The 13,232-nt window shown below is 35.3% G+C and carries 10 protein-coding genes; 3 read left to right on the plus strand and 7 right to left on the minus strand.

Annotated elements, in window-relative coordinates; all coding sequences use genetic code 11:
• Positions 1 to 4 precede the first annotated feature (4 nt).
• Genes BUL40_RS07665 through BUL40_RS07680 form a run of 4 tightly spaced genes read right to left on the minus strand, consistent with a single transcriptional unit; the run spans position 5 to position 5,465 of the window.
• Positions 5 to 1,474 (minus strand): lipopolysaccharide biosynthesis protein, encoded by a 1,470-nt coding sequence (locus BUL40_RS07665; protein ID WP_080318756.1) that lies wholly within the window; start codon positions 1,472 to 1,474, stop codon positions 5 to 7.
• Positions 1,458 to 2,744 (minus strand): glycosyltransferase, encoded by a 1,287-nt coding sequence (locus BUL40_RS07670; protein WP_080318757.1) that lies wholly within the window; start codon positions 2,742 to 2,744, stop codon positions 1,458 to 1,460. Before BUL40_RS07670 ends, BUL40_RS07665 begins: the two co-directional genes overlap by 17 nt.
• A complete protein-coding gene (locus tag BUL40_RS07675; protein ID WP_080318758.1) occupies positions 2,744 to 5,179 on the minus strand; it encodes a YfhO family protein in 2,436 nt (811 codons plus the stop codon). Before BUL40_RS07675 ends, BUL40_RS07670 begins: the two co-directional genes overlap by 1 nt.
• Positions 5,180 to 5,204: 25 nt before the next feature.
• A complete protein-coding gene (locus tag BUL40_RS07680) occupies positions 5,205 to 5,465 on the minus strand; it encodes a DUF4834 family protein (protein ID WP_080318759.1) in 261 nt (86 codons plus the stop codon).
• A 135-nt stretch (positions 5,466 to 5,600) separates the two neighbouring features.
• Here BUL40_RS07680 and BUL40_RS07685 point away from each other — a divergent pair, with 135 nt between their 5' ends.
• From BUL40_RS07685 to BUL40_RS07695, 3 genes are read left to right on the plus strand one after another with little or no spacing between them, the layout of a single operon-like run.
• Positions 5,601 to 6,515: a transporter gene (locus tag BUL40_RS07685; protein ID WP_244901840.1), complete on the plus strand. Its 915-nt coding sequence runs from the start codon at positions 5,601 to 5,603 to the stop codon at positions 6,513 to 6,515.
• A 60-nt stretch (positions 6,516 to 6,575) separates the two neighbouring features.
• Positions 6,576 to 7,697 carry a GTP cyclohydrolase gene (locus BUL40_RS07690; RefSeq protein WP_080318761.1) on the plus strand — a complete coding sequence of 374 codons (1,122 nt, stop codon included), beginning with the start codon at positions 6,576 to 6,578 and terminating at the stop codon, positions 7,695 to 7,697.
• The gene (locus BUL40_RS07695) at positions 7,697 to 8,551 is read left to right on the plus strand and encodes a fructosamine kinase family protein (RefSeq protein ID WP_080318762.1); all 855 of its coding nucleotides are present in this window, start codon (positions 7,697 to 7,699) and stop codon (positions 8,549 to 8,551) included. The genes BUL40_RS07690 and BUL40_RS07695 overlap by 1 nt, the downstream gene beginning before the upstream one ends.
• A 1-nt stretch (position 8,552) precedes the next feature.
• Here the strand turns inward: BUL40_RS07695 and BUL40_RS07700 are convergent, their stop codons facing one another.
• The 3 genes from BUL40_RS07700 to BUL40_RS07710 form a co-directional block, all read right to left on the minus strand.
• Entirely contained in the window at positions 8,553 to 9,812 is a 1,260-nt protein-coding gene (locus BUL40_RS07700) for an aminotransferase class I/II-fold pyridoxal phosphate-dependent enzyme (RefSeq protein WP_010517180.1), read from the minus strand.
• A 122-nt stretch (positions 9,813 to 9,934) separates the two neighbouring features.
• Entirely contained in the window at positions 9,935 to 10,975 is a 1,041-nt protein-coding gene (locus BUL40_RS07705) for a PLP-dependent cysteine synthase family protein (RefSeq protein WP_080318763.1), read from the minus strand.
• Positions 10,976 to 11,027: 52 nt separating this feature from the next.
• The gene (locus BUL40_RS07710) at positions 11,028 to 13,172 is read right to left on the minus strand and encodes a S9 family peptidase (protein WP_080318764.1); all 2,145 of its coding nucleotides are present in this window, start codon (positions 13,170 to 13,172) and stop codon (positions 11,028 to 11,030) included.
• Positions 13,173 to 13,232: the final 60 nt, after the last annotated feature.

Here is a 13,232-nt window from a genome sequence, read left to right on the forward strand (position 1 = left end):
TTTATCAGGGGGTTTTTCTTTTGAACTTTTGCAGTATACCTATTATTATTTCATTGATTTCTATAGAAATACGGAATTTGTAAATTACCAAGGTATAGACCATTACTATTAGCATAGTTTTGAATCCAATATTTATAATTGGGCTAAATGGTAATGAGACATACCAAAAAATCAATGTAATACCGGCAATTAATACAAACGTTTTTAGCGTGCTTGTGGTCAAAGGCCATAAACCAAACTTTTGTTTAACAAAAAGAAGCTTAACTACATTAAAAACGAACAATGCAATAAAACTAGCTAATGCCGCACCAAAAATCCCGTATTTAGGAATAAAATATAAGTTGAGGACAATAGTAGACATCGCTAGTAACACACCTAAAATAAGGATAGTTTTATAGTATTTAGAATTATATAGAATAGAGTTAACATTGCCCGTAAGTGACTCCATAACTTTTGCTAAACCAATTAAGAACACAACACTAAACCCTTTTGCATATTCTTTAGGCAGAAGAAGATAGAGATCATTAATATTTAGTATAATCAATAGAAATATGATTCCGGAAGCAATAAATAAGGTTAAGGAAGTTTTTTTATATAATTGATTTAAACCATCTAAATCATCATCATTCAACAACTTGGCGGTTAGTGGGTAGGTAATTTGATGCATTGCCCTAGACGGTACTATAATTACCGTAGCAATAAAGATTGCTACACTGTAATAAGCTACGTTAGCGATTTCCTCAAATTGATTAATCATAAATTTATCCACCTCCAAGAGAATCAAGGCAGCAGAACCGCCCAGGATAATGTAAAGACTATAACCTAATATTTCTTTAACATTGCTTGGTAATGAAAACGATAATCTAGGACGTTTAAGCCTAAACACATAGACATTCATAATAATGGTTCTTACCACGTAAGTAATTACCATTAATTTCAAAAAAATAGGCACAGAAAGTACTTCAAAATACAATAGGAGAAGTAAAACCATGGTGCCAAGACGTACAAAAACTTCTTTCATGAAATTGCCAAAAACACTTTTCAAGTATACTTTGCTCCAGGCATAAAAAACCTCAAAATAGGACATGGCCACGCCAATCCAGAAAATGTACCAAATATAATCGCCCACCAGTTCGTTTTCTTTTGAAAGAAACGCCTTTATTTCTTGTTCAAAAACAAGTAGTATTGCAGATACCGGAAGTATTGCAAGTAAGGGACCCAATAACATTAATATTAAAAACGTATCTTTTTCTTCTTCTGGCTGGCCACTATAAAATTTAACTAAGGTGTTTTGAATTCCAAATGCCAACAAAGGCATTAAAATGGCAGCAGTAGCCAATATAAAGTTTACCAAGCCAAAATAGGCCGGGGTTAGAATGTGGGTGTACAAGAATAGAATATTGATAGCTCCTACACCAAAACCAATGTAGGTAACTACCATATTTTTAATAGATTGTTTAATTACGATTCCCATGAATCACTTTTGCTAAATCTTTGGCCAAATAGCTGCGTTGGTATTTTTGTATCCCCTCTGCTTCAACACTTAAATTGCCATTTTTAAAATCAGAATAAAAGGCCAAAACAGCATTTTTTATTTGTTCTTTTTCATTGGCAGGGGCATAACTGCCAACCCTGTGGTCAACAACCATATTCCCAGCTTCCCAATTGTTTGGTCCTATGGCCAAAATTGGTCGTTTTGCGTTAAAATATTCAAACAATTTACCTGGAATTATACCCCTAGTTCTATCAGAATCTATTTCTAAAAGTAGCAATACTTGTGCACTTTTTTGATGCATCAAAACAGAATCATGTGCCACATATGGAATTAATTCCAAGTTATTTTCCAAACCATTACTCTTTAAGGAATCTATGATAGCTTTTCCAGTAGTTCCTACCAATTTAATTTTTAGATGCGCTTTAAAATCAGACAATTCCATGCTTAACTCCCGTAACACCTCCCATAGCAGTTTAGGATTACGATCCGTAAGTAAAGAGCCTATATGCGATAGCGTAAATGTTTGGTCTACCTGGCAATTAGCCGTATTTGGTAAATATCCATTTGTAATTACCTTAATGGGCCTATTGGTTAATTTAGAAAATTCTAACTGGGTATGTTTACTAGTAACGATTACGGTATCTGCTTGGTTTAGTACTTCTAGCTCTAATTGCTTGTGCGTTTTGCGGGTACTTTTAGACAGTTTTAATTTGGAATGATATCCAATGCTTGTCCACGGATCCCTAAAATCTGCAATCCAATTTATTTGAAGCTTGTTTTTTAATTTGAGTCCTATTAAATGAAGACTATGAGGCGGCCCAGTGGTTATAAGCGTATCTATTTGATGTTCTTTTAAATACGACTCTAAATATAATACAGAAGGCTTAACCCAAAATTTTCTCGCATCTGGAACAAATAAATTACCTCTTATCCATAGCATCAAACGTTCAAGAACAGATTGCTTTTCCTTATTCGCTATAATTCCAGAACTTATTCGCTTGGTTTTTTTACCAGAAAATAATTTGGCCAAACCATAAGGTTCCCAAATGGGTTGTTTTAGTATGGTTACATTTTCTGGTACTTTGTCCACTAAACTTTTATCAGTTAGCGGATAGTGAGGATTTTTTGGTATATAAACCGTTGGCGCTACCTCAAATTCAGGAAGAAATCGAACAAAATTTAACCATCGTTGAACCCCTGGACCACCAGCAGGCGGCCAATAATAGGTTACGATTAGAACTTTTTTCATTATTCTTGGATTTTATCCTTTTTTCTATTAAAAAGAAGGAACAATCCAGATACGAGCAAGAGGGCTAAAACGATGTTACCTATCAATGAAATTGTACTTCCTAATTGAACAACATCCGGTTCAAATTCAAAAACTATTTTATGGTTTCCAGGAGGTATTAATAAACCTCTTAAAGCATAGTTAACCTTATAAATTGAAGCAGGCTTACCGTCTATGGACGCTTTCCAACCATTAGCATAGAACATTTCTGAAAAAACGGCAAAACCCTCATTTTTATTCTCAGATTGATAACTTATAAAGTTAGGTCTATAATCTTTTACTACAATCTGGGCCGTACTATCCAAAGCAAAATTGGTTTTAACTAACTGTTTATTATCAGTTGACTCAACAAGTGCCTTCTTTCTAGTATTTAAATCTTTAAGGCCCAAAATAGCTTCATCTGCAGAGGCAACAGGCTCTATTGTATCTACGAACCAAGCCGGCCCATTAACATCTGGATTTAACGCAGGATAACTCCTACCCTCTTCATCTTGTTGAACTATGTATTTAACGTTGAGCATGTTCAATACTTCCACATTGTTGGCATACAAATGAAAATCGAACAGGTTCTGCATTTTCTGTGGTTTAGCTGCATGGTAACCACCTATAGACTTATGAAAGTAAGAGGTACGTGCACCATTTAAACCTTCTTGAGGATCAAATACCCTAAAAACGCTTTTATCTTGTTGAATGGCTTTATCCAATTCAGACGCAGTGAACGGTCTATTGATTTGGCGCTGACTTACAAAGTCGTCTTGATTCACATAACGCTTGTCTACACCCACCAAGTCTATCAATATTATTAGACCTAAACCAACTATAGCGACATTCTGGTTTAGTTTTTCTCTAATAAAAAGAAACAACACAGTAGCAGAGGCAAGTAACAAAAAGAAGGATCTAAATACGTCTTGTGTAAATACTGTTTCACGATCACGTTGAATCATTTGCATTAGTTCTTCCCCAAAATATTGCCTGTAAGTACCATCACTCAAACCTTCAAAACTAAAAGTACCCTTAAGCAAAAACAGCCCTATTAACAATCCAAAACAAATAAATACCGCATTACGCAATGCATTTAGTTTTGCTTTCTTTTCTATATTTTTTTTAAAGAGTGATTTTAAACCAAGAACCGCCAGAATTGGCATACAGAGTTCCAGAACTATTTGAATGGAAGAAACGGCCCTAAACTTATTGTAGAGGGGAAAGTAGTCTATCATAAAATCTGTAAGTACACTAAAGTTTTTACCCCAGGATAAGAGTAAAGAAAGTATAACACCGCCCAATAACCACCATTTATGTTTTTGCTTTATTAAAAACAAAGCTAAAATTGCCAAAAAGAATACCACCGCCCCTATATAAGCAGGCCCTGCTACTATAGGTTGTTGTCCCCAATACAAGGGCAAACCCTCTGTAAATTCAAGTGCTTTGGAAACAGATAGCCCTTGGGCAGTTAAAAAATCATAAGCCTTGGAGCTTTTTCCTAAATCTTCGCTATTGCTACCACCATATAATCTTGGTACTAGTAAATTAAGCGATTCCGCTATACCGTAACTATATTGGGTAATATACTCTTTATCCAAGCCTGTTGCAGCTTCTTTTGCACTTCCATCTGGGTTAATACTTAATTCTGATTTTCCTCTTGTACTCCACTCTGCATATTCCTTGGTTGCCAAAAGACTGGTAGTATTGGTTGCAATCCCTAAAATCACAGCCAAAACTAAAACCCCAATAGCCTTGGCATAAGCCATCAACTTTTTATTTTTAATGGCATAAATAAAATAAACCAAACCAACAAGTAATACCAATAACATAAAATAGTATGTCATCTGATAATGGTTAGCACTTACTTCTAATGCCATAGCTACTGCAGTTAGTAAAAAACCAGCAATGTATTTTCTTCTAAATGCCAATAGAATACCCCCCAATAACATTGGTAAATAGGCAATGGCATGTGCCTTAGCATTATGCCCTACTCCAAGTATAATAATGTAGTAGGTAGAAAAACCAAAGGCAAGGCTACCCAATATAGCTAGTCTATAGTCTACTTTTAAACATAACATTAGAATATAAAATCCAATAAAATATAGAAATAGATAGTCTGCAGGTCTAGGTAAAAACCGAATTAAACGGTCTAATTTCTTCACATAATCATGAGGATAGTTAGCGCCTAATTGGTACGTTGGCATACCGCCAAAAGCACTATTGGTCCAATACGATTCTTCGCCAGTAGATTCTTTATAAATTTCCCTTTCCTGGGCCATTCCTTTGTATTGGGCTATGTCTGATTGGAATATACCCTTACCTTGAATAACAGGGTAAAAATAAATTACCGATGCGGCTATAAAGAAAAGGAGTACTGCTAAATGGGTAAAAACTGCTTTGGTGGTAAGCTTCATCAATATAATTTTGAGTGGCTAAAGATCACTCAATTTCTTCAAATTCTATGTATTCTCCAACTTTTTTTGAAGGATTGGATTTAGGATTTGATTTTTTGTAGACAGTGGTCTGGCCCTCTTGCTTTACTTTTTCACCGTTTTGTTCAAAACCTTGAAATTGTGACCCAAACTTTTCTTCAGCTTTTTTTGCTGCATATTTAAGCATTCTAGGCGCCAACAATTTTAGCAGTAATTTAGCACCGTAGTATACAATAATAAGGATTAATATCGTTTTTAATAAAACCATAGTTATGCTCTAATAGTTCAAAAGTAAAAGGTTGGTAGCATAATCATAGTTTTTGTTTCATAAAATAGTATTAAATCTATTGCCGTGGCCTCATCCAGCAGATACCTATTACTTGTTTTTCTAGTTTTACCATTTTTGGTTAAAGCACAATATACAGACGTTATCAATTCTAATAGACCAGGTATTGCGGTTAGCGCTTATGCCGTTGGCACCAACGTAATTCAGGCAGAGACCGGTTTTTTATATGAAAAAAGAAACCATTCCACATTAAATACGGATGCCAGTAGGTTTGGAGGGGAGTTAGCACTTAGGTATGGTTTGTTATTTGAGCAATTAGAAGTTATATATGAAGGTACTTTTTTAAAAGAAAATATTACCTATAAAAATTTTGGTTTCACAGATAACCGAACAGATTTTACTAGAAATAGAATGGGACTTAAATATTTAATCTTTGATCCCTACAAGAGCGCTGAAGCCAATAAACCTAATCTATATAGCTGGCGGGCGAATAATAAGTTTCAATTAAAAAATTTAGTTCCCGCGGTGTCTTTGTATGGTGGTGCAACCTTTAACCTTGGCGAAAATCCTTTTTATCCAGAAGATGGTACTATTAGCTACAGGGCCATGATAGCCACACAAAGTAGGCTTACTCCTAAATCTGTTTTAATAACCAATATTGCATACGACCGTATTACTACTGATTTTCCAGAACTAAGCTATGCCGTATCCTATTCTAGAGCCTTTAGAAATCCTAAATGGAGTGTATTTGTAGAGCATCAAGGCATAAAAAGCGACAGGCATTCAGATTTATTGCTTCGTACCGGTATTGCCCATCTATTTAGCCCAGATTTCCAGGTTGATTTTAGTATTGGCGGCAGTTTCAAGGATACACCTATGCGCCTTTTTGGAAGAACTGGTTTATCTTATCGTTTGGACTTTCATAAAGATAAGTTAGTACCCATAAACGATCAGGCTCCAAAGAATAAAATAAAAAAGAAGGCCATGAAGTCTAAAAAGAAGAAAAGAAAAAAGAACAAACTAGATTTTTAAGCCCCGATTTAAAAAACCATCACTTTTATTTTTTTAATATTGTGCTCCTAACAGAGCACAATGATCAGCATACACGAGGTTACCAACAAATCTGAACTAAAAGAATTTGTAAAATTCCCGTTTTCACTTTACAAAAACAATCCATACTGGGTTCCTCCTATAATAAAAGACGAGATGGAGTCTTTTGATACCAATAAAAATCCTGTGTTTAAAAATGCGGAAGCACAGCTTTTTCTTGCAAAGAAAAAGGGTAAAATAGTAGGTAGGGTTGCTGCTATTATTAATTGGTTAGAAGTAAAAGACCAAGGTTTAAAAAAAATGCGTTTTGGGTATTTTGACTTTGTAGATGATCTAGAAGTATCCAAAGCTTTGTTAGATAAAGTAAAAGCTATTGGGGATAGCCATAAATTAGATTTTATGGAAGGACCCGTGGGATTTTCTAATTTAGATAAGGTTGGCGTACTAATAGAAGGCTTTGAACATATTGGCACAATGATTACCTGGTACAACCATCCTTATTATAAAGACCATTATGAGCAACATGGTTTTGTAAAAGAAAAAGAATATTTAGAAAATAAATTTAAAGCTTCTGCGGCAGATCCTAAGCTTTTTGAAAAAGCCAACATGCTCATCAAAAAACGATTTCAATTACGAGTATTAAACTTCTCTAATAGCGATGAAATAATGCCCTGGGTTGATAAAATGTTTGATTTGTTCAATGGAACCTATGCTAAACTATCTTCTTTTGTAAAAATAACAGATGACCAAAAAGCGTATTTTAAAAAGAAGTACATTTCTTTCATTAACCCGGAGTATATTAAATTTGTAGTTGATAAGGATGATGAATTGGTTGCTTTTGCTATTGTTATGCCTTCTTTTTCAAAGGCGTTGCAAAAAGCCAATGGCAAGTTATTTCCGTTTGGGTTCTTACATCTTTTAAACGCAAGAAAGAATAGCAAAGACGTTATCTTTTACTTAATTGGAATTAGACCTGACTTTCAAAATAAGGGAATTACCGCAATAATTTTTAACGAGTACTACCACACGTTCAAAGAAAAAGGTGTGGAAAACTGTATTAGAACACCAGAATTGGAAGAAAATACAGCAATACGTCAAATGTGGAAGCATTTTGATCCTATTACACATAAACGCAGAAGAACGTATCGCAAAAACTTGGTTTAATGTATACTTGGGTAAAAAATCTAATACCCGAAACACTAATTCATATAAAACCACTTTCCGGGGGTGACACTGCGAAGGTTTTTAAAATCGAAGCTAAAAACAAAAGCTATCTATTAAAAACAAATCAATTATACCCAACAAATGATTTATTTAGCAGTGAGGCCATAGGCTTAGAGACTATACGAAAATCTAATACGATAAATGTGCCCAAAGTGTTTAAAGTAGGTACAAAGGATAATCTATCTTATTTACTTTTAGAATATATACCCTCAAAACCACCAAATGCCAAATCCTTTAAAAAGTTAGGACATAAATTAGCCTTGTTACATAAACATACAAGCTTTACCAAGTTTGGTTTTGATTCCAACAACTTTATTGGAAGCCTACCTCAACGGAATTGTTGGAGCAAGGATTGGTCTACATTTTACCTTACCCAACGGCTAATACCACAATTTAAACTAGCAGTAGAAAACAAATTATGGGACAAGCATAAAATACCTTCTGAAACTATTTTATACAAACAATTGAACGCTTTAATTGGTGACGTAACACCATCTCTACTTCATGGTGATTTATGGAATGGTAATTATCTAATACACCATAATGGTACTCCTTATTTAATTGATCCATCTATCCATTACGGTCATAATGAAGTAGACTTGGCCATGACCAAACTTTTTGGAGGTTTTGACAATTCATTTTATGAAGCTTACTATGAAGTTGTGGCCCCACATGAAAATAAAAATGCACTAACCGAAATATATCAACTATACTACCTGTTAGTGCATCTTAATCTATTTGGAAAAAGCTATTTTGATAGCGCCAATACAATTGTAAAGCGCTATTTTAATTAACCTATTCTCCCATTGCAGCAGCTACGGCCGCAGATAATCTTTTGTACGTACCATTCTGTAAACGTTCTCTAATAGCAGAAAAAGCCTCTAACGTTTCTTCAATATCTGCCATTGTATGGGTTGCAGTAGGTATTAAACGTAATAATATTAATCCTTTAGGTATTACAGGATAAACCACAATTGAGCAGAATATGCCATAATTCTCTCTTAAATCTTTAACCAAAGCCATTGCCTCTGGTATACTACCATTAAGATATACAGGCGTTACACAACTTTGTGTGGTACCCAAGTCAAAACCTCTTTCTCTTAAACCACTTTGCAAGGCATTTACATTCTCCCAAAGTTTGGCTTTAAGTTCTGGCATGCTTCGCAACATATCCAATCGTTTTAAGGCACCTTTTACAAATACCATTGGTAACGATTTTGCGAACATTTGGGAACGCATATTATATTTTAAGAAGTTTATAATTTCTTGGTCTGCTGCAACAAAAGCACCAATACCAGCCATAGACTTGGCAAATGTTGCCAAATAAACGTCTATCTGGTCTTGAACGCCCTGCTCCTCTCCTGCTCCGGCACCAGTTTTACCTAAAGTACCAAAACCGTGTGCATCGTCTACCAATAATCTAAACTGGAATTTTTCTTTTAAGGCAACAATTTCTTTAAGAATACCTTGTTCCCCACGCATGCCAAAGACACCTTCTGAAATAACTAGTATACCACCACCGGTTTCGTTGGCCATTTTGGTAGCACGCTCTAGGTTTTTTTCTAGACTTTCAACATCGTTATGTTTAAAAGTGAAACGTTTACCAACATGTAAACGAACACCGTCTATGATACATGCGTGGCAATCTACATCATAAACAATAATATCATCCTTAGACACCAATGCGTCTATTACGGACATAAAACCTTGGTAACCAAAATTTAATAAGTAAGATGCTTCTTTATTAACAAAAGCGGCAAGTTCTTGCTCCAATTGTTCATGGTAGTTGGTATGTCCGCTCATCATACGTGCACCCATAGGGTATGCCGTACCGTGCTCTAAAGCTGCATCGGAATCTACTTGTTTGATTTCCGGTAAATTAGCTAAACCTAGATAGTCATTTATACTCCAGGTTATCACTTCTTTACCCCTAAACTTCATTCTATTTGAAATGGGGCCTTCCAATTTTGGAAATACGAAATAACCTTCGGCCTGAGAAGCCCATTTGCCCAAGGGGCCTTTGTTTTCAATGATTCTATCAAAAATATCCCTCATCTACCTAAAATTGATTTAAATGCAAAAGTATGGATTTTCTACAACCATACAATTTTGTTTCAACACAAAAAAAGACAATGAATATAAATTTCATTGTCTTCTTTTCTATGTTTAATATATTCTTATTTGATGTATTCTATTTCTTTGGGTTTAAATGCTTTTTCACCTTCAAAAAAGCCTTGATTATCCATCCACTCGTCACTATATACCTTACTCATATATCTAGACCCATGATCTGGAAAAATTACCACTACCTTGCTATCAGAGTCAAACTCTCCTTCTAAATGGTATTGCATAATAGCCTGCATTGCCGCTCCACTAGTATAGCCAACAAACATACCTTCTTCTGTTGCTATACGTCTTGCCATATGTGCACTTTCAGAATCGGTAACTTTTATGTAACGGTCTATGATATTAAAATCCGTTGCTGTAGGTATTAGGTTTTTGCCCAAACCTTCAATACGGTAAGGATACACCTCGTTATGATCAAACTCTCCGGTTTCATGATACTTTTTTAGTACAGAACCATAGGCATCTACTGCCAAAACCTTAATATTAGGGTTCTGTTCCTTTAGGTATCTTGCTGTTCCAGAAATGGTGCCACCAGTACCACTACAGGCCACCAAGTGGGTAATCTGCCCTGCTGTTTGCTCCCAGATTTCCGGCCCGGTACTTTTATAATGTGCTTCAATATTAAGCTCATTAAAATACTGGTTAATATAGATAGATCCAGGTGTTTCTTTGTGTAAACGTTTGGCAACTTCATAATAGGAACGTGGGTCGTCTGCGCTTACGTGCGCAGGACATACATAAACCTTTGCACCCATTGCCCTTAACATATCTATTTTATCTGGAGAAGATTTAGAGCTAACGGCCAAAATACATTCATAACCTTTAACCATACTGGCCATAGCTAAACTAAAGCCTGTGTTACCAGATGTGGTTTCTATGATGGTGCTATTGGCCTTTAAAATGCCCTTGCGTTCTGCCTCCGCTATAATATATGTAGCAATCCTATCTTTAGCAGAGTGCCCAGGATTAAATGCCTCGACTTTGGCATAGAAATCACCCAAAAGCGATTCTGTTAATCGATTTAGCTTTACCAAGGGGGTGTTACCAACTAAATCTAAAATACTGTCGTAGGCTTTTATTTGGTTTTTCATATCGATAGTATTTAGACAGCTATTCGCCATCTGCCTGCAAAAGTACTATTTTTTAATTTGATGGGATTTTTCCTTCCAAATCTAAAAGAAATGCATACTCTTTAGCGGTTTCCTTTAAAGCCTCGAACCTGCCTGAAGCGCCACCATGACCTGCATCCATATTTGTATCTAAAAACAGTAGCTTATTGTCCGTTTTTAAATCCCTCAATTTTGCCACCCATTTAGCTGGTTCCCAGTATTGAACTTGAGAATCATGCAAACCGGTGCTTACATACATATTTGGATAATCCTTAGCCGTAACATTATCATAAGGAGAATACGATTTCATATACTCATAATAGGTTTTATCGTTCGGATTTCCCCACTCATCATATTCGCCTGTAGTCAAAGGAATAGTATCATCTAACATTGTTGTAATTACATCTACAAACGGCACCTGTGCTACTACGCCGTTGTATAAATTGGGCTCCATGTTTATTATGGCCCCCATTAGTAAGCCACCTGCAGACCCACCCATAGCATACAAATGTTGGCTACTTGTATAGTTTTGTTCTATCAAATACTTAGAACAATCTATAAAATCTGTAAAGGTGTTTTTCTTTTTTAACAACTTACCATCATCGTACCAAGGTCTACCCAAATATTCACCCCCTCTAATATGGGCAATGGCAAAAATGAATCCTCTATCCAATAAACTTAACCTTTGTGTAGAAAAATAAGGATCTATGGTAGAGCCATACGATCCATAAGCATACTGCAGCAATGGAGCGGTACCGTTTATTGATGTGTCTTTATGATAAACCAAACATATTGGAACCTTTTTACCATCTCTTGCATTGGCCCAAATACGTTTTGCTTTATAATTCTGCTTATTAAATTTTCCGCCTAGGACTTCTTGTTCCTTTAGAATGGTTTTTGCTTTAGTTTTCATGTCCATTTCTACAATAGCGTATGGAGATTCCATAGCATTGTAGAAATACCGCAGTTTATCGGTTTCAAAATCTAAATTAGTATAGGTGCCGGCCACGTAGGTTTCACTATCAAAAGGTAGATAATAAGCATCCGTACCATCCCACCTAACAATTTTTAGCTTGTTAAGACCTTCTTCCCGTTCCGATAGGACATAATAATCTTCAAAAATCTCTATATCCTCCAATAGCACGGCTTCCCTATGAGGTATAAACTCTTCCCAATTAGCTATGTTTGTGTTCTTCTCCGCAACCTGCATTAGTTTAAAGTTGGTTGCATCGTCTTTGTTGGTTAAAATGTAAAAGGTATCTCCAAAATGGTAAATGCTATATTCTAAACCTCTTTCCCTGGGTGAAAAGACAGTAAATGCCGCATCTGGCTCATCTGCCTTGATAAAACGATATTCTGAAGTAAGCGTACTTACAGACCCTATTACAATATACTTTTTGGACTTTGTCTTGTATACAAAAACATTGAAAGTTTCATCCTCTTCTTCAAAAACCAAAACATCTTGGCTTGTTGGGGTACCAATTTGATGTTTATATATTTTATCTGACCTTAGTGTTACGGGGTCTTTTTTTGTGTAGAATATCGTTTTATTATCTGCCGCCCAAACAGAACTACCTGTGGTATTCTCTATTTTGTCTGGATAAATCTCATTGGTTTCCAGATTTTTAAATTGAATATCGTATTGTCTTCTAGATACAGTATCTGTACCAAAAGTGGCCAATTTGTTATTCGGGCTCACTGATATACCCCTTAGATTGAAAAATTCGTGTCCTTTTGCCATTAGGTTGCAATCAAACAAAATTTCTTCTTCGGCATCTAAAGATCCTTTTTGCCTAAAATAGATAGGATATTCTTTTCCTTTTTCGAATCTACTGTTGTAGAAATAGCCGTTTAACTTATAAGGCACGGATTCATCATCTTGTTTAATACGCCCTTTTAATTCGTTATAAAGCTCTTCTTGAAATTTGTGTGTATGAGAAGTCATTTCATTGTAATACTTATTTTCTGCTTCCAAATAAGCTATTACTTCATCATCTTCCCGGTTATTTAACCAATAGTAATTATCTACTCTGGTATCTCCATGTACGGTCAATTCCTTCGGAATTTTTTTTGCCTTTGGAGGTTGTGGCACGATTGTTTCTTTCATATTACTAGAACAAGAGCTGGCAAAAGTAGTACAGAATAAAAGAATGCCAAGCTTTCTTAATATAATTGTCATGGTTAAAAAACTAGTGTTAGTTATACAATTTAGTAATTTTGAACGGTTATAAAATTTAAA

Source organism: Croceivirga radicis (assembly GCF_002072105.2).
Lineage (GTDB): Bacteria > Bacteroidota > Bacteroidia > Flavobacteriales > Flavobacteriaceae > Croceivirga > Croceivirga radicis.